The organism is Humibacter sp. (assembly GCF_035547335.1).
Taxonomy (GTDB): domain Bacteria; phylum Actinomycetota; class Actinomycetes; order Actinomycetales; family Microbacteriaceae; genus Humibacter.
In genome coordinates, this window is sequence record NZ_DASZVF010000018.1 from 13,578 (window position 1) to 34,488 (window position 20,911).

Annotated in this window: 19 protein-coding genes; 12 read left to right on the forward strand and 7 right to left on the reverse strand. The window is 69.6% G+C overall.

The window, feature by feature from the left end; all coding sequences use genetic code 11:
- The first annotated feature begins 4 nt into the window (after nt 1-4).
- Entirely contained in the window at nt 5-841 is an 837-nt protein-coding gene (locus tag VHB92_RS05040; protein ID WP_325452035.1) for an SDR family oxidoreductase, read from the forward strand.
- 122 nt (nt 842-963) lie between these two features.
- Here VHB92_RS05040 and VHB92_RS05045 read toward each other — a convergent pair whose 3' ends face one another.
- Nucleotides 964-2,556: a DEAD/DEAH box helicase gene (locus tag VHB92_RS05045; RefSeq protein WP_325452037.1), complete on the reverse strand. Its 1,593-nt coding sequence runs from the start codon at nt 2,554-2,556 to the stop codon at nt 964-966.
- Between the two features lie 366 nt (nt 2,557-2,922).
- Here VHB92_RS05045 and VHB92_RS05050 point away from each other — a divergent pair, with 366 nt between their 5' ends.
- Both VHB92_RS05050 and VHB92_RS05055 read left to right on the forward strand, forming a co-directional pair.
- The gene (locus VHB92_RS05050) at nt 2,923-5,154 is read left to right on the forward strand and encodes a HelD family protein (protein ID WP_325452039.1); all 2,232 of its coding nucleotides are present in this window, start codon (nt 2,923-2,925) and stop codon (nt 5,152-5,154) included.
- Between the two features lie 41 nt (nt 5,155-5,195).
- Nucleotides 5,196-6,017, forward strand: a complete 822-nt coding sequence (locus VHB92_RS05055; protein ID WP_325452109.1) for a 2-phosphosulfolactate phosphatase — start codon at nt 5,196-5,198, stop codon at nt 6,015-6,017.
- Between the two features lie 119 nt (nt 6,018-6,136).
- Here VHB92_RS05055 and VHB92_RS05060 read toward each other — a convergent pair whose 3' ends face one another.
- Nucleotides 6,137-7,213 (reverse strand): hypothetical protein, encoded by a 1,077-nt coding sequence (locus VHB92_RS05060; RefSeq protein WP_325452041.1) that lies wholly within the window; start codon nt 7,211-7,213, stop codon nt 6,137-6,139.
- Nucleotides 7,214-7,481: 268 nt separating this feature from the next.
- Here VHB92_RS05060 and VHB92_RS05065 point away from each other — a divergent pair, with 268 nt between their 5' ends.
- Nucleotides 7,482-7,784: a DUF427 domain-containing protein gene (locus VHB92_RS05065; RefSeq protein ID WP_325452043.1), complete on the forward strand. Its 303-nt coding sequence runs from the start codon at nt 7,482-7,484 to the stop codon at nt 7,782-7,784.
- A 7-nt stretch (nt 7,785-7,791) separates the two neighbouring features.
- On the opposite strand, the gene VHB92_RS05070 is transcribed toward VHB92_RS05065, so the two are convergent.
- The 3 genes from VHB92_RS05070 to VHB92_RS05080 form a co-directional block, all read right to left on the reverse strand.
- Nucleotides 7,792-8,664, reverse strand: a complete 873-nt coding sequence (locus VHB92_RS05070) for an LLM class flavin-dependent oxidoreductase (protein WP_325452047.1) — start codon at nt 8,662-8,664, stop codon at nt 7,792-7,794.
- 37 nt (nt 8,665-8,701) lie between these two features.
- Nucleotides 8,702-9,445, reverse strand: a complete 744-nt coding sequence (locus VHB92_RS05075) for a CGNR zinc finger domain-containing protein (protein ID WP_325452050.1) — start codon at nt 9,443-9,445, stop codon at nt 8,702-8,704.
- A 124-nt stretch (nt 9,446-9,569) separates the two neighbouring features.
- On the reverse strand, nt 9,570-10,028 hold the full coding sequence (locus tag VHB92_RS05080) for a SprT-like domain-containing protein (protein ID WP_325452052.1): 459 nt from the start codon (nt 10,026-10,028) through the stop codon (nt 9,570-9,572).
- Nucleotides 10,029-10,176: 148 nt separating this feature from the next.
- Between VHB92_RS05080 and VHB92_RS05085 the strand changes: the two genes are divergently transcribed.
- A complete protein-coding gene (locus VHB92_RS05085) occupies nt 10,177-10,959 on the forward strand; it encodes a hypothetical protein (RefSeq protein ID WP_325452054.1) in 783 nt (260 codons plus the stop codon).
- Nucleotides 10,960-11,196: 237 nt separating this feature from the next.
- On the opposite strand, the gene VHB92_RS05090 is transcribed toward VHB92_RS05085, so the two are convergent.
- On the reverse strand, nt 11,197-12,279 hold the full coding sequence (locus VHB92_RS05090; protein WP_325452056.1) for a PQQ-dependent sugar dehydrogenase: 1,083 nt from the start codon (nt 12,277-12,279) through the stop codon (nt 11,197-11,199).
- Nucleotides 12,280-12,510: 231 nt separating this feature from the next.
- Between VHB92_RS05090 and VHB92_RS05095 the strand changes: the two genes are divergently transcribed.
- Both VHB92_RS05095 and VHB92_RS05100 read left to right on the forward strand, forming a co-directional pair.
- On the forward strand, nt 12,511-13,269 hold the full coding sequence (locus VHB92_RS05095) for a 5-oxoprolinase subunit PxpA (RefSeq protein ID WP_325452058.1): 759 nt from the start codon (nt 12,511-12,513) through the stop codon (nt 13,267-13,269).
- A complete protein-coding gene (locus tag VHB92_RS05100) occupies nt 13,266-14,915 on the forward strand; it encodes a 5-oxoprolinase/urea amidolyase family protein (RefSeq protein ID WP_325452060.1) in 1,650 nt (549 codons plus the stop codon). The genes VHB92_RS05095 and VHB92_RS05100 overlap by 4 nt, the downstream gene beginning before the upstream one ends.
- Before the next feature lie 139 nt (nt 14,916-15,054).
- Here the strand turns inward: VHB92_RS05100 and VHB92_RS05105 are convergent, their stop codons facing one another.
- Complete coding sequence (locus VHB92_RS05105; protein WP_325452062.1) at nt 15,055-15,912, reverse strand: fused MFS/spermidine synthase; 858 nt, start codon at nt 15,910-15,912, stop codon at nt 15,055-15,057.
- A 222-nt stretch (nt 15,913-16,134) separates the two neighbouring features.
- On the opposite strand from VHB92_RS05105, the gene VHB92_RS05110 reads away from it, so the two are divergent.
- The 5 genes from VHB92_RS05110 to VHB92_RS05130 all read left to right on the forward strand — a co-directional run bounded on the left by VHB92_RS05110 (nt 16,135) and on the right by VHB92_RS05130 (nt 20,552).
- Complete coding sequence (locus VHB92_RS05110) at nt 16,135-16,917, forward strand: hypothetical protein (protein ID WP_325452064.1); 783 nt, start codon at nt 16,135-16,137, stop codon at nt 16,915-16,917.
- A gap of 75 nt (nt 16,918-16,992) precedes the next feature.
- On the forward strand, nt 16,993-17,331 hold the full coding sequence (locus tag VHB92_RS05115; protein WP_325452066.1) for a hypothetical protein: 339 nt from the start codon (nt 16,993-16,995) through the stop codon (nt 17,329-17,331).
- Nucleotides 17,332-17,583: 252 nt separating this feature from the next.
- The gene (locus VHB92_RS05120) at nt 17,584-18,138 is read left to right on the forward strand and encodes a hypothetical protein (RefSeq protein ID WP_325452068.1); all 555 of its coding nucleotides are present in this window, start codon (nt 17,584-17,586) and stop codon (nt 18,136-18,138) included.
- 330 nt (nt 18,139-18,468) lie between these two features.
- Nucleotides 18,469-19,707 carry a sensor histidine kinase gene (locus tag VHB92_RS05125; RefSeq protein ID WP_325452070.1) on the forward strand — a complete coding sequence of 413 codons (1,239 nt, stop codon included), beginning with the start codon at nt 18,469-18,471 and terminating at the stop codon, nt 19,705-19,707.
- A complete protein-coding gene (locus tag VHB92_RS05130) occupies nt 19,704-20,552 on the forward strand; it encodes a response regulator transcription factor (RefSeq protein ID WP_325452072.1) in 849 nt (282 codons plus the stop codon). Before VHB92_RS05125 ends, VHB92_RS05130 begins: the two co-directional genes overlap by 4 nt.
- Nucleotides 20,553-20,911 lie beyond the last annotated feature (359 nt).

The following is a 20,911-nucleotide window of genomic DNA, read 5'->3' on the forward strand; positions in this document are numbered from 1 at the left end:
CTGCATGGCAGAGGAGAACAACGGCAAGGTCTGGTTCATCACGGGTACGTCGCGCGGCTTCGGCCGTTCCTGGACGGAGGCGGCGCTGCAGCGCGGCGACCGGGTGGCGGCAACGGCGCGCGACACATCGTCGCTCGATGATCTGGTCGAGCGGTACGGCGACCGGATCTTCCCGATCCAACTGGATGTGACCGACCGAGAGGCCGACTTCGCGGCAGTGAACTCGGCGCACGAGCGGTTCGGCCGCCTGGATGTCGTCGTCAACAACGCCGGATACGGCCACTTCGGCTTCATCGAGGAGATCACGGAAGACGAGGCGCGGGCGCAACTGGAGACGAACGTCTTCGGCGCGCTGTGGATCACCCAGGCCGCGCTGCCGATCCTGCGCGCGCAGGGTGGGGGTCACATCATCCAGGTGTCGTCGATCGGCGGCATCACCGCTTTCCCGCTCGTCGGCATCTACAACGCCTCCAAGTGGGCGCTCGAGGGATTCAGCCAGGCGCTGGCGCAGGAGGTGGCGTCGTTCGGCATCCGCGTCACGCTCGTCGAACCGGCAGCCTTCGCCACCGACTGGGCTGGCGCATCCGCCAAGCGCTCCGAGCCGCTGCCCGACTATGCGCAGGTGCACGAGGAGGTTCAGGCCGCGCGAGCCAAGCGCAACGGACAGCCGGGCAGTGCGGATGCCTCCGCCGCCGCGATTCTCGAGGTCGTCGACTCGCCCGAGCCGCCCCTGCGCGTGTTCTTCGGAAGCTCACCGCTGACGATCGCGAAGGCCGACTACGACTCGAGGATCGCCGAGTGGGAGAAGTGGCAGCGCGTCGCGGAGCGCGCCCAGGGCTGACCGTTTGCCGTCGCCACGCCAGTCGAGGGCGAGCGCCGACAGATCCGGTTGGAGATCAACCAGGAAACGGCCGTCGCACCGTGGTGGTGCGGCGGCCGTCGCCTCGTGTGTGCTGGACCGCGTCAGCCCTGCGAGCGACGAGGGCCGCGTCCGCGCGAGGTTCCTGCGTTCGGCCTCACGACATCGCCGACCCTGATGGAACGACCGGCGCCGCCGCGCGCCGCCTGACCTCCGCGGTGCGACGCGGAGTCGGCGCTCGTGCGCTTGTTCGACCTGGCATTCGTTCCGCGCATGCCGTCCACGTTCGAGGAACGACGGTCGGAACCGCCGTCACGGCCGGCGCGGGTCTGCGACCCCCGCACTTGGCTGCCGCTGCGCTCCTCAGGGTTGCGGCTCGCATCCGCACGGCGGGAGCTGTCGCTCCTGCCGGATGCGTTCCGACCACGCGCATGGCCGGTCGAGCCTTCGGCGCGGCGACCGCTGCGGCCGCCAGCACCGTTGCCACGCCCGCCGCTCTGCGCGGTCTTCGGAGCAGGCGCGACGTACGGAGCGACCTCGCCCACGAGCTGCATGACCTCGGGAGACGTCGCCGTCACCGAGCGAGGCGTCGCCGCGATGGCGGCCTTGCGCAGAATCACCCGAAGGTCGTCCTTCTGCGAGGGCAGCGTGATGGTCACGACGTCGCCTGTGGCGCCGGCGCGCGCCGTGCGGCCCGAGCGGTGCAGGTAGGCCTTGTGCTCGGCCGGCGGGTCGACGTGCACCACGAGCTCGACGTCGTCGACGTGCACGCCGCGCGCCGCGACATCCGTCGCCACGAGCACGCGAACGCTGCCATCGCCGAACGCGGCGAGGTTGCGGTCACGCTGGGGCTGGGAGAGGTTGCCGTGCAGATCGACGGCCGGGATGCCCGATTCCGTCAGCTTCTTGGCCAGTCGCTTCGCATGGTGCTTCGTACGCATGAAGAGGATGCTGCGGCCCTTGCCCGACGCGAGCGCCTGCACCAGGTCGCTCTTGGACTCGAGCGTGTCCACCTCGAACACGTGGTGCGTCATGCGGTCCACATGGCTGGTCTCGTCGTCAACGGAGTGCAGCACGGGGGAGTGCAGGAATCGCTTGACGAGCTTGTCGACGCCGTTGTCCAGCGTCGCCGAGAACAGCAGCCGCTGACCCGAGTCGGGAGTCTTGCCGAGGATGCGCGTGACCACAGGCAGGAATCCGAGGTCGGCCATGTGGTCGGCCTCGTCGAGCACCGTGATCTCGACGGCGTCGAGCGAGACGAAGCCTTGCTGCATCAGGTCTTCCAAGCGCCCGGGGCAGGCGACGAGGATGTCGACGCCGGCACGCAGCGCATCCACCTGGCGCTTCTGGCTGACTCCGCCGAAGACGGTGGTCGTGGTGAGCCGGTACGCGGCAGCCAGCGGTTCGAGTGCCGTGGCGATCTGCGTCGCCAGCTCACGGGTCGGGGCAAGCACGAGGGCGAGAGGATGCCCTGCCCTGCGCTTGCCGCCGGAGAGCGAGGTGCCCAGACGGGCGGCGATCGGCAGGGCGAAGGCGATGGTCTTGCCAGAGCCGGTCTTGCCTCTGCCGAGCACGTCGCGGCCGGCGAGCGTGTCGGGCAGGGTGTCGGCCTGGATGGGGAACGCCTCGCGCTTGCCGTCGCGCTCGAGAGCGGCGACGAGCGGCGCGGGCACGCCGAGGTCGGAGAAGGAAGTCATGGGGGTGCCTTTCGGGCAGACGTCGTGCCAGGCACGACGGGAAGTGTGGCGAAGGCGCCGGTCGGCGCATCCGTTCGCCGTGAGAAGGAATCGAAGCGAGGGTGTCCGCTGAGATGATGCGGCGACGGCCTCGCGAGCTGATGCGCTCTGACGACGCAGGCATTCCCGGCATCGGGAACGCAAGAGCCACCAGCCTATCAGTTGCGGGCCATGCGCCCGGACCATGCGGTAACTCGACCCGCGGTAGCGGATACCGGCTGGTGCTTGGACCGCACCGCTCGGGGTGAGGACCCTAAAATAGACGGTCCGACGTAGAACCCGGGGGTACGTGTGCACGAATCGGAACTCGCTCGGGAACGCCGCGTCGTGGCTGACCTGTACGCCAGGCTCGACGCGCTGCGCGACGACACCGTGCAGCGGCTCGCCGCCGTTCGACGGCAGAGCGGCGGTGGCACGCATCAAGCGCGGGGCGAGCGGGATGCGTACGCCAGGCTCTACGAGGATCGCATCCTGCAGCTGCGCGATGTCGAGCCGCGACTGGTGTTCGGCCGCCTGCAGCTGGAGGGCGACGACACCGGGAGAGACGCGGACGACCCGTTGCGCGACCCCCGGCTTCGCTACGTCGGCCGCATCGGACTGCGCGACGACGACGAGCACACCGTGCTGCTGGACTGGCGCGCCCCTCAGGCGAGCGCGTTCTATCAGGCGACGGCGGCGAACCCGCTCGGCGTCGCCGCCCGGCGCAGGCTGACGATGCGCGACCGCCACGTGCTGAGGGTGGACGACGAGGTGTTCGACTCGCGCCTCCTGGAACAGCCAGGAACCCGCCCCGACGAGGTGTCTGGGGATGCAGCGCTGATGGCGGCGCTCATGGCGCAGCGCACCGGCCGCATGAACGACATCGTGGCCACGATCCAGGCGGAGCAGGACCGCATCATCCGTTCCGAGCTGCGCGACGCGCTCGTGGTGCAGGGCGGACCGGGCACGGGCAAGACGGCCGTCGCTCTGCACCGCGCCGCCTACCTGCTGTACGCGCATCGGCAGAAGCTGGAGTCATCCGGCGTGCTCGTGGTGGGCCCCACGCGCGCGTTTCTCACTTATATCGAGGAAGTGCTGCCGTCGCTGGGTGAGACGGGCGTGGTCATGCAGAGCCTGGGCGAGCTCTTTCCCGGCGTTTCGGCCGACACGGATGACCCGCCCGCCACGGCCCAGCTCAAGGGCTCCAAGCAGATGGTGAACCTGCTGCATCGCGCCGTCGAGGCCAGGCAGAAGGTGCCGGCCGAGGCCACCGTGATCGAGGTCGACAACGAGCGGATCGTGGTCGAGCCCGACCTCATCGCCGATGCGCTGCGGCGCGCGCAGCGTACGGGCAAGCCGCACAATGTGGCGCGCGTCACGTTCGTCAAGCACGCGCTCACCGCGCTGACGGCGCGGCTCGCCGAGCAGCTCCGCGCCAGGGGGCAGACGCTCGACGAGGAGGATCTCGCCGTGCTGCGCGAGGATGTGCGCACCAGCTACGACGCGCGCGTCCTGCTGAACACGGCGTGGCTGCCGCTCACACCGCAGAAGCTGCTCGCCGATCTGTACGCCAGACCGCAGTGGCTGGCCGAGCTCACACCGCGATGGAGCGAGGAGAAGCGGGCTCTGCTGCGCCGCAGTCGCGACTCCGCCTTCACGATCAGCGACATCCCGCTTCTCGACGAGGCTGCGGAGGTGCTGGGCGAGTCGGCGGACGTGCGCGACCAGGCCGAGCGGCAGGCATCCAAGGAGCAGCGCAAGCGCGACCTGCGCATGGCGCGCGCCGCGATCGCCGACGCCGGAGCCGAGTCGTTCGTCACAGCGGAGCAGCTGGTGGACCAGGCCGTTGCGCAGGGCGACGGGCTCACCACGGCCGAGCGGGCGGCATCCGACCGCACCTGGGCGTACGGGCACGTCGTGGTCGACGAGGCGCAGGAGCTGAGCCCCATGCAGTGGCGTCTTCTGGTGCGCAGGTGCCCCATGAAGTCGTTCACGATCGTGGGCGACATCGCGCAGTCGTCGTCGGCGAGCGGCGGCCGGTCGTGGGCGGATGCCGTCGGGCCGTTCTTCAGGAACCACTGGCGGCTCGAGCAGCTCACCGTGAACTACCGCACGCCGGCGCAGATCGCCCGCGAAGCCGAGTCGTTCGCACGCTCGAAGGGGTTGCCGATCACACCGGCGCGTGCCGTGCGCGAGGGCGACTGGCCCGTGCGAGAGGTGTTCGCCGGCGGAACGTCCGATGAGCTCGCCTCGGCGACGGTGGATGCTGTCGGGCACGATCGCGGCATCGACGACACCGGCTCGGTGGCCGTGATCGCGCCGGCTGCCGTCGTGGGCGTCGTGGCCGATGCGGTCGAGCGGTGCTACGGCACGGATGCCGGTCGCGGCGCCCCCGGTCTCGTCAAGCCCATCGTCGTGCTCACCGCACAGGATGCGAAGGGTCTCGAGTTTGATGCCGTCGTGATCGCCGACCCGGATGCTCTCGTGTCCGAGTCGCCGCGTGGCGCATCCGCCCTGTACGTGGCCATGACGAGGCCGACGCAGCGGCTGACGCTGGTGCGGACGCCGTCGGCATCCTGAGTTCGCGACCGGATCCGCGTCGATACCATGGCCGAGTGAAGATGCCGCTCAGCCCCGACCAGCCCACCCAGCAGCGCTACGAGGTGCGGTTCGACTGGGGTCGTGAGGGCCTGCGAAGCATCGCGCACGGAGCGGGAGTGATCGTCGTGATCGACGCGATCTCGTTCACCACCACGGTCGAAATGGGCGTGGCACTCGGCCTCGAGGTGCAGCCGTACGAGGGCCTGCGGCACGAAGCCGAGGTCGCGGCGGCGGCCGGTGAGTTCTCCGACGCCCGACTCGCGGGCCGGCGCGGCGACCCCGGCGTCTCCCTCTCGCCGTCGAGCATGACCGAGCAGAACGTTGCCGACTTCGGTGCGTCTCGAGCGGTCGTGCCGTCGTTGAACGGATCCCGGCTGACCGCGCTCGCCGCCACGCACGGCGTTCCCGTACTCGCGGCGAGCCTGCGCAACCGCACCGCCGTGGCCAGGTGGATCTTCGACTACCAGCAGCGCATCGGTCGTCGCGCGATGGTCGCCATCGTCGCGGCCGGTGAGACGCGCACCGACGAGACGGTCCGATTCGCCGTCGAGGACCTGCTGACAGCCGGTGCCGTGATCGACGCGCTCGGAAAGGTCGGCGTGGATGCCTGCTCGCCTGAGGCCGCCGCGGCGTGCGCCGCGTACACGGGGCTGGAACGCGGCATCCGGCACATGTTCACCGCGTCGGTGTCGGGCGGCGAACTGCTGAACGAGCGGCAGGGCGACGACATCGCGGTCGCCTATCAGACGGACGTCTCCACCACGGTTCCGGTTCTGGTCGACGGCGTCTACGTGGATGCCTCGGCGCACGAAGTTGCGGAGCGCGTCGCCGCCATGCGGTGACGCATCACCGACACCTGGCTCGGTCACGCGGCCCGGCGTCGGCACGCGCCCTGCATCCGCGGCGGTGCTGCACGCCCTGCGGAACCGCATGCCTGGCCGAACTGCATCCGCGGCGGGACTCAGGCCGACGCCTGTGCCGCCTTGCCCGACCAGTCGATCGACTGGAACGTCGCGGTGCCGTCCTTGCCGAATCCCGTGATCTCGCCTTCGACGTCCACTGGAACGGGCGCGTCGGAGTAGAGCGTTCCCGAGCTGCCGTCGTCGCCGGAGAAGTCGGCGAGGAACGTCGCGGCACCGGGAACGCTCGTGACCACGGGCCAGCCGCGGCCGTCCCATGGCCCGATCTCGAACTCCGGAGCCGCAGCAAGCGTCCACTTCTGGTTCGCCAGGTGCAGGTCCGGATAGTCGTCGGCGAGGCCGAAGCTGCACCCGTCGGGCTGGATGGTCGGCTGTGCGATGCAGCCGGCGACCCACGCGTTCACGGCATCGTTCGCCGCCTGCGTGCCGGCCTTCGTGAACCTGCGAGAGAGCGACACTGCGTCGGCGGGAACGCCGCCCGACGACTGCAGGCGGGTGACGGTCGCGCTACGGTCGTCGCCGGTCAGGCTCGCCGTCGCAGGCACGCTCACCTCGTAGCGTCCAGGCAGAGCCTGAAGCTCGGCCACGCCGTCGCGTGCCACCGCGACGGGCGATCCGTTCACGGTGACGTCCGCCGACGGGCCGCCGACCGCGATCCGCACCGTGGGCAGCGCCACCGGCTCGAGCCTCCAGCGGGTGAAGAAGAGCAGATCGGTGCCCGCCTTCTTCAGGCGCAGCACCTCGACATTGCGGTTCGCGCCCTGCACGTAGCGCACGGTCACGGTGGCCTCGTCTGCCGACGTGGTGCCCGGCCGGACCGAGTATCCCGTGATGCGATCTGTCGTCTTCGAGTAGACGCTCTGGGTGACCAGTGGGCTGCGAGTGTCGATGCCGCCGACCTTGACCGCCTTCGCCACATCGCCCTTCACGAGGGCGTCGAGATAGGGCTTCGCGGCCGCCTGCGGCGTGTGCGACGCTGTCTCGACCCACGCCAACACGGCACCGGCGACGATGAGAGCCACGAGCAGAGCGCCGCCACCGATCAGCCCTGCCACGAGCCCTTGGCGTGCGCGCCGCTTCGGCGCGACCTGCTCGTCCGGCGTGCCGGTTGCTGTCATCGAGGTCTCCGTCGTGCCGAGTGCGATTGATGCCGGGCTACGGATGCGCCCGGGGCGAGCACAGCCTATCGGCGACCGGGGCGCTGTCGACGTGTGGCGGTGGTGCGTCGCACGGTGGGTCGGGCGGCCCGCGTCGGCGACGGGGAATGGCATGCCGGCTGCGCGTGTTGCCTCGGGCGAGGGGACGGCCGGTGCGTGCGCATCCGCCCCGGACGAGCGCGCCGAAGACCGAGCCGCCGACATCCTCACATAGAAGAAGGGACACGTCGTGAAAGCCGTCGTGAACGAGACCGTGATCGCAGAGGCACCCGTCGAGGACCTCATCAAGATCGAGGGCAACTGGTACTTTCCACCGTCGAGCGTGAAGGCGGAACTGCTCGAGACGAGCCCGACGCCGTACACCTGCCCGTGGAAGGGCGAGTGCCAATACTTCACGATCAACGTGGACGGCCAGCGCCTGCAGGATCGCGCGTGGAGCTACCCGACCCCGTACCCGACGGCATTCGAGCGGGTCGGCAAGGACTTCAGCGACTACGTGGCGTTCTGGAAAGAGGTTCAGGTCGTCGAGTGACGACCGGTCAGCCGACCAGCCTGGTCACCTCGGCGACCTGCTCGAAGTAGCCGACGAGGTCGGGCTCCGTGCGAGGCGGCAGCAGCACGACGTGGTGCACACCCGCGTCCGCCAGTTGCCGCACGCCGTCGGCGACCTGCTCGACAGTGCCCGTGATGGCGCGCTGAGCGATGTCTGAGGGAACGTCGCCGTCCCATTGCGCCGCGACCCGGTCCAGGCCGTCCGGTCCGAAGGCGGCGGCAGCGTACGCGACGATGTCGGGCTCGCCTTCGAGCCCGGCCTCGTTCCGCCCGCTTCGGACGCGGGCGATGGCCGTCGCGAGCTCGGCGACGGTGTGCCTGCTGTCTAGCACGACGCCGTCGGCGACGGCACCTGCGGTGAACAGGGTCTTCGGGCCCTCGGCGGCCGCGTAGACGAGCGGGACATCCGAAGGCGGCCAGTCCAGCCGTACGGCATCGAGGCTCACGTATCTGCCCTCGACGGTGACCGATTCGCCCGTGAGCAGGGAACGCAGAGCCGGCACGTATTCGCGCATCAGGGTGAGGGGCGAGGCGACGCGGGCGCCGACCTGCGACATCCACGACTGCACTCCATGGCCGACGCCGGGCAGCGTCCTGCCGGGGAACATGCGCGCGAGCGTGGCGATCTCCATGGCCGTGGCCGCGACGTTGCGCAACGGCATGGGCGCGATTCCGATGCCCACCCGCAGCCGGGACGTGACGGCGAGCGCAGCGGAGACGGACGCGAACGCGGACTCGCGGAAGCAGTCCTCCCAGAGCCAGAGCTCGGACACCCCGGCGCGCTCGGCCGCCCGGGCCGCGTCGACGAGGTCCTCGGGTGGATACGGGTACGGGCTGAAGATCACGCCGACGCTCACCATGGTGCGACTCTGCCACGCGCCGCCGACGTCGGCCAGGTCAGGCGGTGTGCGACGCGCGTCGCGCGCGGTGAGCCCGCACCTTCGCGCGGTTGCCGCAGCGCTGCATCGAGCACCAGCGGCGGTTCCTGCTGCGCGACACATCCAGGTAGACCAGAGGGCAGTCCTCGGCACCGCACGAGCGGATGCGCTCCCGCACCTCGTCGGATCCGAACACCGCGACGGCGCCGCGCGCGATCGCCGACAGCGCCTGGGTGGCTCTCGGCCTCGTGCGTCCGGCCTGCATGCTGCCGCCGGCCAGCGCGGGAGGCAGATCGGGTGTCGACGCGTACAGATTCACCATGTCGACGTCACGGCGGGCGTACGGATGCCCGTTCAACGCCGCCGAGGCGAGCCCGGCGATCGCCTCCCGCAGCGTCAACGCGTCACGCAGCTCGTGGTCGGCGCACGCGGCATCGATCGCCGGGAAGCGGTCGTGCAGCCATTCGGTCAGGTCGGCAGGCGTGCGCAGCAGTTCCCACGGCTGGTTCGGGATGCGGTCGCCTTCGCCCGGCTCGGGCATTCCGCCCGTGTACGCGAAGTCGAGGCACAGGCATCCGGAGTCGAACCACCAGTCGACGCCCTCCGGTGTGTGGAACCACTGGCCCGTCTCGCCGAGTCTCGCCTGTGAGGTGGACGACGACGGGGAGGCCTGCGGGGTGGGGCTCTGCGAAGTGCGTGGCGTAACGAACGAGGACGCGTCGTCGTCCGCCGCCTGCGCATGCTGCGATGTCGTCAGTGTCATGTGTCGTGGTTCACCCGTTCCGCTTTCCGCAGCACCCATCATGTCGCGCCGCGCGGGTTCGCTTTGCATCGCGCCGCACTGCGCTCGCTAACGCCGAGCCCGCTGGACGCGCGCTGCTGCCGGCTCAGCGCACCGCTCGTCTCTCCCACACGATCAAGTACTCGCGTGAGAAGCGCCGGGAGCACTTGGCGCATGACATCGTCTTCGTCGGCTTGCGGTAGCGGTAGTGCAGGTGTCCCCGCAGGCACGAGCCGACCCACGGTGCGAGGTCTTGGGCCACGGGCTTGTCGAGCGTGCGCTCGCCCACGTACCCCAGCTCGCGGGCGATGCTGCGCCAGGTCGGACCGTGGCCGGCGGCAGGGCCGGCGATGGCATGCGCCACCTCGTGCAGCAGAACCTGATGGATCTCGTCGTCATCGAAACGCGACGCCAGGTGCCGAGAGACCGTGATGCGTTTCGTGGTGTGGTTGCACTGTCCGCCGCGGGTCTTGGCGTTGTCGAAGCCGAAGGTCCAGGCATCCGCGTCGAGGTGCATCACGATGAGCGCTTCTGCCCATCTGCGCACCCTCACCAAATCAGCCACGTATCGAGATTAACCAGCGGGACCGACGGATACCGGTGCACACGACGGTCCTGTGCATCCCGCTTCCGCGCGACCGCCGGAGGACGCAGGGCGCGGGCATCCGCACCGGCGCCTGTTCCCGAGCGATTCTCGACATTAGGGTGTGGCCATGTCGTGGTTCTACTCGGCGCCCTTGTACGTGAGCCTTCCGATCTTCCTGATCGGTTTCGTCGCGGGCTCCCTGGCGCTCGTGCTGGCGCTGCGGCCCTGGGTGCGCAGCGTGGCGACACAGCCCAAGGAATGGGACCGCGTGCTCGGATACTCGATCGGCACGTTCGGGGTGTTCTTCGGCATCTTCCTTGCGCTCGTCGCCGTCGCGGCGTACCAGAACTACGACGCCGTACACACCGATGTGCTGCAGGAGTCCTCAGCCCTGGGTGCGGTCTACCGCGATGTCTCGGGCTTCCCCGCCACCGACGCGGTGTCGCTGCAGGAGGCGCTGCGCGCGTACACCCGCGCCGTGATCACCGAGGACTGGCCGCTTCAGCATGCCGGGATCGCCCCGGCGGACAGCTCCGTCACCCTGCTGAACTTCCAGCACATGCTGCTGCACTATCGGCCGTCCGCGCAGACCTCGGGTCTGTACACCGCGACGGTGCAGCAGTACAACGAGTTCGTCACGGCGCGGCGCACCAGGATCAACGTGACGTCACTGGGCCTTCCCACGCTGCTGTGGGCGCTGATCTGGGTCGGTGCCGCGGTGAACGCGGTGCTGCTGGCCTGCGTCGACGTCAAGAGCCTGCGTATCCACCTGGTCATGGCGGGGATGCTCGCTGTGTTCATCGGGCTGGTCATCTTCGTCACGGCCGACATGGATCACCCGTACATGGGCGACATCAGCGTCGGGCCCGACGACTTCAGCAGGCTCCTCCACCAGGTCATGGGGTCCTGAGGACTCCCCAGCTTCTGACGTGTCGTGAGCTTTCAAGGCGGCAGGTGCCGTCGGGACCCGTTGGGACGGAGCGGGCGGACGTGGCATCGCGTCGCGCGCTCACGTGCCCCGTCACACGGCGGCGCGCTCCTCGACACGGGAGCCGAACGGGTACCGCGAATACGGTGCGGATGCCGCGGGCTCCACGGGCGTCCGCGACTTCGGCGGCAGGACGACTGTCGCCCGGTCCCGGGGTCGTCAGGAGACGGGGCCGATCCTCACCTGAAGGATGCGATCGTCGCCCGGCTTCGGCGACCCGCGCCCGTCCGTGTTGTTGGTCACGACCCACAGCGTGTCGCGCCCTGCGGCGACGACCAGCCGAAGGCGGCCGTATTCGCCGTCGTAGTACGCCTTCGTTTGCACGGCATGCCCGTCGGGCGAGGGATGGATCACCCAGAGCCGCTCGCCGCGCAGCGCGGCCATGAAGATGGTGTCGCCGACGATGGCGATTCCGCTCGGGCTCGCCTCGTCGGTGTGCCACTGCACGACCGGATCGACGAAGCGGTGATCGTGGGCGATGCCTTCGACGACCGGCCAGCCGTAGTCGGCGCCTGGGCGGATGATGTTCAGCTCGTCCCAGGTGTCCTGCCCGAACTCGCTCGCCCACAGCCTGCCCGTCGAATCCCAGGCGAGGCCCTGCGGATTGCGGTGGCCGTAGGAGTAGACGGGCGATCCCGGGAACGGGTTGTCCTTCGGCACGTCACCCGTCGGCGTCACCCGCAGGATCTTGCCGCCGAGTGACTTCAGGTTCTGCGCGTTCGACGTCTGCGTGCCGTCTCCGGTGGTGATGTACAGCATGCCGTCCGGTCCGAACGCGAGGCGGCCGCCGTTGTGGAAGACGCCCTTCGGGATGCCGGTGACGAGCGGCTGCGGCGCGCCGAGCGTCCTGTGTCCTGGCGCGCCGGACAGCGGCATCCGCACGACGCGGTTGTCCTTCGCTGCGGTCAGATACGCATACAGATAGTGGGGCGACTGCGCCGACTGCACCGCCAGTCCGAGCAGCCCGCCTTCACCGGAGTGCACGACGCCGGGAACGGCTCCCACCGGATGCGTCGCGCCGTCCCGTGTGCGCTCGATGACGCGGCCGCTGTCGCGGTCGTCGATCAGCGCGGAGCTGTCGGCCAGCAGCACGACGGACCACGGGGCGTGCAGGTGATCGAGCACGGTCTTCGGTGTCCCGGTGGGCGCGAGCGCAACGTCGCCGGCCGAGCCGGCCGAGGTCGACGGCGTGCCGGTTCCGGCGGTGTGAGTGGGGGCGGCCGGTCCCGGTGCGGTGGGCACTCCCGTGCATGCGGTAAGCGCGACGAGAAGGCAGAGGGCTATCGAGGTCGCTCTCGCGACCCGTGCCCGTCGCCTGCCGCGCATCGCCGGCCTCCCCACGTCCTTTCCACTCTGCGCACCCTCGGGCGAGGAGGCAAGAGCGGGGCGTGCATGCCGGCGGCGATCGTGGAGCTCGTGTCGCCCACTTGCAGTGTTGCCCACTTGCACAAGGAGGCGGGCACAATGAAAGGGATGCGCGCGATCGACCTCAACTGCGACCTCGGCGAGTCTTTCGGTGCCTGGACGATGGGCGACGACGAGGCCATGCTCGACATCGTCTCGAGCGCGAACGTGGCGTGCGGGTTCCACGGTGGCGACCCCGCGACCATGATCGCCACCTGCCGGGCGGCGCGCGACCGCGGAGTCACGATCGGCGCGCACGTCTCGTACCGCGACCTCGCCGGCTTCGGCCGCCGTTTCATCGATGTCGCACCTTCCGAGCTGCATGCAGACGTGCTCTACCAGCTGAGCGCGCTCGCCGGAGTCGCGGCATCCGTCGGCGCCGACGTGCGGTACGTCAAGCCGCACGGTGCGCTCTACAACCGCATCGCGACCGACGAACAGCAGGCGACAGCCGTGGCGGATGCCGTCGCATCCTTCCCCGCCGACCTGCCTGTGCTCGGCCTCCCGCACAGCGCCATCGAGCGGGCGTGCGCCGAACGGGGAGTGCGCTTCGTGCGCGAGGCGTTCATCGACAGGGCGTATCTCGCCGACGGCTCTCTCGTGCCCAGGGACCGGGCAGGAGCCGTGCTCGCCGCGGGCGACGAGATCGGCCGGCGGGCCGTCGGGATGGCATCGGACGGCGTCGTGCAGACCATCGACGGCGAGACGATCGAGCTCGACGCGGCATCGCTGTGCGTGCACGGGGACAGCGAGGATGCCGTCGCCATGGCCATCGCCGTGCGGGAGGCGCTCTCCGAGGAGGGCATCCGCATCGAGGCGTTCGCGTGAGCACTGCGGCCGCCGCAACGATCCACCGGCTGGGAGACAGGGCGCTGATTGTCGATGTGCCCGATCTCGAGTCGGCTCTCGCCCTGCATTCGGTACTGGAGTCGGAGCGCACCGAAGGAATCGACGACCTCGTTCCCGCCGCGCGCACGGTCGCGGTGTTGTTCGATCCCCCCAGAAAGTCGGCGGATGCCGCACGCACGTGGCTCGAGCGGGCGATGGAGCGCAGCGCATCCGCGCGGGGATCGGGGTCGGGGGACGAGCAGGACGCCGGGCCCCCTGGTCACCCTGCGAACGGCGCCGACGCCATCGCCATCGACGTGGTCTACGACGGTCCAGACCTCGACGGTGTGGCCGCGCTGGTGGGCGTGTCGACGGGGGAGCTCGTCTCACGCCATACGGCGGCGACGTGGCGGGTGGCGTTCAACGGCTTCGCACCCGGCTTCGGCTATCTCGTCACCGACGACGACTGGTTCGACGTGCCGAGAAGGTCCAGCCCCCGCACGGAGGTGCCCGCCGGCTCGGTCGGTCTGGCCGGCGCTTTCAGCGGCGCCTATCCGCGGCGCGGGCCGGGCGGCTGGCAGCTGATCGGACGAACGGATGCCCCGCTCTGGCGTCCCCGCGACTCGCGCCCCGCGCTGCTGACGCCGGGAGCCACCGTGCGCTTCCGTGCCGTTGACGCGCTGGCGACCGAACCGCGCACCGACTCCGCCGAGTCGCAGCCCGCCCAGGCGTCCTCCTCGGACGGACCCGGGTCCGCTGCCATCACCGTGCTGAAGTCCGGACCGCTTCTGCTCGTCGAAGACCTCGGCCGTCCGGGCGGGGCGTCGATCGGAGCGGGTAGGTCGGGCGTGCTGGACCGCGCGGCGTTGACGCTCGGCAACCGGCTGGTCGGAAACGACGAGGGGGCCGCGGGACTCGAAGTGCTCTTGCAGGCCGCGCTGCGCTTCGAGCAGGCCACCTGGTTCGCGGTGACCGGCGCGAGGGGCGCGCTGAGCCTGAACGGACATCCGATCGAACCGGATGTTGCGGTGCGAGCGTCCGCCGGAGACGTGCTGCGGTTGGGATACGCCGAGCGAGGCGTGCGCTACGTCGTGGCGCTGCGGGGCGGGGTCGCCGTTGCCAGGGAACTCGGATCGGCTTCGACGGACATCGGCGCGGGCATCGGGCGGCCGCCGCTGTCGGACGGCGACCCGATCGTGCTCGGCGGCGCGGCCTCGCGCGAGATACCCGCCGTGGATGCGCTCACCGTGTGGCCGCCGCCGCAGGACGAGGTGGACGTGCACGTCGTGGCCGGCCCGCGGCAGGACTGGTTCTCGCCGGCATCCATCGACCGGTTCTACGACACGGGCTGGGAGCTGACGCCGGAGTCGAACCGGGTCGGCGCCCGGTTGCGCTCTAGCGCGGGCGAGGCACTCGAGCGATCGGATGATCACGCGCTGCCCGCCGAGTTGCCGAGCGAGCCGATGGTGCCCGGCGCCATCCAGGTACCGCCATCCGGACAGCCCACCGTGCTGCTTGCCGACGCTCCCGTGACCGGTGGATACCCCGTCATCGCCGTCGTCGCGGATGCCGACCTCGACCTGTTCGCGCAGCTGCGGCCGGGCCAGCGCGTGCGCTTCCGACACGCCCGAGGCATCCCCGCCTGACCCGCACCGAGGGTTGAGCCTGTCGAAACCCGGCCCCTCCCGAGGGTTGAGCCTGTCGCAACCCGGCTCGGGGGTGGTTTCGACAAGCTCAACCTGCGGTGTCTGCCTCAACCGGCGGCGTCTGCAGTGGCGGCGCGGCTCAGCCGCGAAGCTGGAACACGCTGCGTCCCGGCAGTGGAGAGGCGACGGCCGTCGCATCCGTGACCACTGCGGCTCCCGCCACGAACTGGTCGAGCTCGGCGCCCGCTACGGCCTTGGCAGGATGCGGCCCGCTCGCCAGCAGCCGCGGCAGCCAGTCCAGCGGGAGCGCGGCGTTCGAACCGACGAGCACGATGTTGCCGAACCGCTTGCCCTTCAGCACCTGGGTCTCCGCGAGCGCGGCCACGTGCTCGACGACCGTCCCGAGCGTCGCGGCCTGGCCACGCGCGAACGACAGCGGCGGTCCGTCGGCCACGTTCACGAGCACGACGCCGTCGGGCTTGAGAACCGCCGCAGCTTCCCGGTAGAACTCCACGCTCGTGACGTGTGCAGGGGTGCGGGCTCCGCTGAAGATGTCGACGATGAGCAGGTCGACGGTTCCGCGAAGACCGGCGGGCAGTTTGCGCACGACCTCGCGGGCATCCCCGTGACGCACCCTGATCTGGGCGGATTTCGGCAGTGGCAGCTGGTCGCGCACGAGGTCGACGAGCTCGCTCTCCAGCTCGATGACCTGCTGCCTGGACCCCGGACGGGTGGCCGCGATGTACCGAGGCAGCGTCATGGCGCCGGCGCCCAGGTGCACGGCCGTGATGGGCTCGCCCGGCTCGCGGAGCAGGTCGATCACATTCCCCATGCGCTGCACGTACTCGAAGAACAGCCGGGTGGGGTCGTCCAGGTCGACGTGCGACTGGGGCGTGCCGTCGACGACGAGCTGATAGGAGCCCGGGACCCAGCGGTCGGGCTCGATCACGGCGCGCAGACCGCTGTTCTTGAGGACGACCGAGGGATGCTCCTGCACGCTTCCAGGATATTGACCCGCGTGCCCGCGTGAGCAGGGCCCTCGTGAGCAGGGCCCTCGTGAGCAGGGCCCCTAACGAGAAGGGGGTTGCGCCCCCCGATACCCGCGCGGCTCCCCGCCGAGACCCGTAGTCATCCCCGATGTGGTGGCTCCCGGCCGCTCGTACTTTGAAGCCAACAGTCACGACGTCGGGGCGGAAGGTCCCGGGATGGGGTCACTCTCATGGTTCTCAACTTCGACGACTCGCTCAACGCCAAGGCGCGCGACTCGTTCAACACGACCAACAACACGACGAACACCGCCAACATCCAGGCCGCGGTGAGCGACGTCGGCAACGACCACTCGGGCAACACGAGTGCGAACGCCTGGTTCTCCGGCAACACGGACAGCTCGACCGACAACTCGACCAACGGCTCGTACAACTCGCACGAGTTCACGTCCAACGTCGACTCGGGCAACACGCTCGACGTGACGCGCACCGACGACCATTCGGTCAACGTGGGCAACCGCTCGTACAACCTCGGCAGCGGCGACGGATCGGGTGCTGCGGCAGAGAGCGGCGCGGCGGCGGGATCGGCCACAGTGGTGGACCAGTCCGTGAACGCAGACGTGCACTCCTTCGGCCCGTCGTTCATCTACTCCAGCCCGGATGCGGTGGTCGCCTCCGGCGCGGGCTCCCTGGCGGCGGGCGACGACATCTCGATCCACGAGGACGTCGACGGGTCGGAGAACATTTCGGCGTGGGGCGGTGACGTGAACCTCGGCAACACGACGACGATCGACACGACCATCGGTTCCAACAACGACTACACCGACAACTCGCAGTACACGAACGACTCGACGCACCTGCACGTGGACGACTCGTTCAACCAGCTGTCCAGCTCGTTCGACGCGACCGACTCGTTCAACAGCGAGACGAACGACATCAGCCACACCGATGTCGATGCCGACGTGAACGTTGTCTCGGACAGCTTCCTCTCCGGGATCGCCGACATCCAGATGTGATCGTCCCGGTCCGCCCGCCCACGGCGGCGGGCGGGCCGCGGCCATCACGACGTCTTCAGAAAGGGACGGTGACTCATGGCTCTTGATTTCGACGACTCGCTCAACCGCACGGCGCGCGACTCGTTCAACCAGACGAACAACACCACCAACACGGCGAACCTCGCTGTCGACCTCGACAACGTGGGCAACAGCCACTCCGACAACACGAGCGCGACAGCGGTGGGTTCGTTCAACACGGATGACTCGACCGACAACTCGGTCAACCACTCGTACGACACGTCGACGACCGACCTGAACTACGACTCCAACAACATGGCGACGTTCGACTCGACGGACGATCACTCGGTGAACATCGGCAACCGTTCATACGACCTCGGCGGCGGGGCCGGCGGCGTCGGAACCAGCACTCGATAGCAACCGGCCAGGTCGACGCCGTGTCCCTCGTTAGGGGGTGATGAACGCTTCTCCCCAAAACGGGGGACGGCATCTCCACCCCCAGAGCCGGCCGGATCTCCACGCGTCGAGCCGGCCGGATCTCCACCCCCAGAGCGAGCCGGATCTCCACCCGCATCTCCACCCTGGGTCGGTGGGCGCGAACCGTGCGCGGCGGAAGAGTGGATGCATCGGATCGGGGTCGCGGATCGGCCCCAGCAGACAAGGAGCACCGTGTCCATCTCCCTCCAGCTCGTCATCAACGCGATCCTCATCGTCGCCTTGGTCGTCTGGGTCGGCTACCGCCAGATGACCTGGAGGGCAGTGGACCCCTCACGCATGTGGCGGATGCCGATCGTGCTCGCCATCGCGGGCGTCGCCACGATCGGCGGCACGACCAGCCTCAAGGCGCTGACCGGGATCGACGTCGGAGTGCTCCTGGGCGAGCTGGTCGTCTCGCTCGGGCTCGGCGTCGCGATGGGCGCGATCGCGACGCTGCGTCCGCTCACGTCCGACGGCATCCGCTTGTATCGCGAAGCACATGCCGACGACCGGCGTCCGAGCTCGTCGCTCGTCACGATCGAGACCCGCACCGGATGGCTCGGCATCGCACTGTGGATCGTGCTCATCGCCGTGCGGGTCGGCATGGATGCGCTCGCCGGCATGGCCGGATCCCACCTCGCCGCCTCGACCGGTGTGATCCTGCTCATGGTCGCCGCCAACCGCATGGCGCGCGTCGCCGTCATCGTGTACCGCGCATCCAAGGTCGCCGAGCCCGTGCGTGTCTGAAACAGCCCGCACCGGCCGCCTCATCGTCCGGACCACCGCACGGCTTCGCGGTGGTCCGGACATCCGCATGCGGGGCCGGTCCTCGGCACCCCGATGAATGCGGCGACGTGGTCGAGGTGCGCGACGCCCGCGGGCGCCGGACTCGTGCCCTCCCGCCGAGGCTGGGGGAGGATGGACCAGGCGGCTGCGCGTCATCCGCCCACCGGTCGACCTCGAGCAGCAGGCGACGCACGTCGGTCAGCGAACCGAAGCCAGCCCAGCAACGAGACCGGCCCACCATCCAGACCGGCCCCGCAGCGACACCAGCCCAGCAGTGGGAAAGGAGCAGACATGATCGAGACGGTTCACCAGACCGAGCTCAGGCGAACCCCTTTCGGCATGCTGCTCAACATCATCGGCCTGCTCGTCGTCATCGGTTACCTGATCCCGCAGATCGTCGGCGAATCGGTGTCGCCGCAGTGGACGACGCCGTTCGCCGTCGCATCCGTGCTGGCGTGGATCGCCAACGTGCTCGTCCCGGTCGGGTGGCGCCGTGTCTCGTGGGTCCTCTACTTCGTCATGGTCGCTGCCGGCGCGACCGCCGCATGGTCGACGAACGGGCTGCTCATCGTTCCGCTCATCTCGGCCATCGTGCAGATCGCGGCCGCAGAGAACCCGCCCTGGCTCACCTACCTCTATTCCCTGATCGGGGCGGGCATCGTGCTCGTGGTTCCGCTCACGGTGGCCATCGGCGGCGGCAAGGGCGTGACGGTCGAGGGCATCCTCTCGCTCGAGTTCGGTGTCGTCGTCGCCCTCCTCGCCGGGATCAACCGCAGACAGGCACGCGCGAGGCAGGCTGCGGCGGCGGAGCTGGTCGAGCGCACGGCGGTCATGCGGGAGGAACAGGCCAAGGCGTCGGCGCTCGCCGCGAGGCAGGCGCTGGCGCGCGACATGCACGACGTGCTGGCGCACAGCCTCGGTGGGCTGGTGATCCAGCTCGACGCGGTGGAGGCGCAGTTGGAGGCGGGCAAAACGGATGCCGCGCTGACGCGACTGCACGACGCCAGGTCGATGGCGGCATCCGGTCTGGCCGAGGCGCGGAGAGCGGTCGAGGCGCTGCGGTCGCAGACGGATGCGACGGCATCCGTCGCGTCAGCCGACCTCGCGGCGCAGCTCATCGACCTCGTCGACGCGCACGAGCGCCTCGACGGCAGGATCGACTTCGAACAGCTGGGCACTCCGGTCGACGTCACTCAGTCGGTCGCGACAGCACTGCGCAGGGCGTTGCAGGAGTCGCTGAGCAACGCGCGCAAGCACGCCCCAGGCGAGCCGGTGCGGGTGCGCATCTCGTGGCATCCGCATCTCGTGACGCTCGAGGTGAGCAACCCCGTCGGTGCTGACGCTTCCACTGCGCACTCGTCCGGACGAGGCGGCGTGCAGCTCGCGACGACCGGATCCGGCAGGGGACTCCGCGGCATGCGCGAGCGCTTCGCCGAGCTACCGGGCGGCCGAGTGGAGAGCGGAGTCGAGGACGGCCGGTTCGCGGTGCGCGCGCAGGCGGAAATGGTCGATGCGGAGGGGGTCGGATGAGCGAGAACGACCCGACGATCAGGGTCGTCGTGGCCGACGATCAGGCGATCGTGCGCGATGGCCTCGTGACCGTGCTCGATCTGCTTCCCGACATCGAGGTGGTCGGAGAGGCGGCGAACGGCGAGCAGGCGGTCGCACTCGTGGCGCGCGAGCGGCCGGACGTCGTGCTCATGGACCTGAGGATGCCGGTGCTCGACGGATCCGCCGCCGCCGCCCGCATCGTGGCGGAGCATCCGGGCACCGCCGTGCTGGTGCTCACCACGTTCGCGGACGACGCGTCGGTGATGGGTGCGCTCCGCGCCGGCGCGAGGGGATACCTCACGAAGGATGCGACAAGGGCAGAGGTCGCGGCGGCGGTGCGGTCCGTCGCGCGCGGCCAGACGACATTGTCGGCGGATGTCGGCGCCCGGCTCATCGGCGGGCTGACAGGTTCGGCCCACGGCGCGGGTCGGTTGCCTGATAGTTCGGGCAGAGGGCCGTCGTTCGTCAGTTCAGGCACAAGGCCGTCGTCCGACCGTGCAGAGTTGCCGGGCTCGCACGGGGCTGGCGATCCTTCTGCGCAACATGCTGCTACGCAGCACGGCTTCGCACCCGGCACGGCGGGAGCCGGGGAATCCCAGGAGGGCGCGCGCGGCCCGTCGCCCGAGCAGCTCCGGGCGAGGCATCCCCAGCTCACGGCACGCGAAGCCGAAGTCCTGGCGCTCGTCGCGCAGGGTCACAGCAACACGGAGATCGCGTCGGCCCTGTTCGTGAGCGTCGCCACGGTGAAGACGCACATCAACTCGTTGTTCTCCAAGTTGCAGGTGCGTGACAGGGCCCAGGTCATCGCCCTCGCCCGCTCCTGACAGCCGACGCCAGGGTGGTCGAGTACCGGCCCGATCGGCGCATCCGGAGGCCGACGGCCGGGCTGGGAACGGGGAATAAACCGGGCATCCGCCGCGCTTATACTGCTGAAACGACTATCGGTCAAGAAAAAACTGGACAGGGCGCGTCTTCTTGACATATAGTTGTTCTTTGCGCTCCCACACTCATGCCTTCATATTGCGGTCGGCTCTGCGTGTCCTCCGGTGTGTGCATGGGCTGGGCTCCTCTGGCGTTTCGATCGCAGAGATTCTGTTCGCGGAATCGCTGTCGTCGGAACGGGGGACCGGTCAGATACGAGCACAACGGCAGGGCACCACTGTAGCGGGAGTCTTCGTCCACA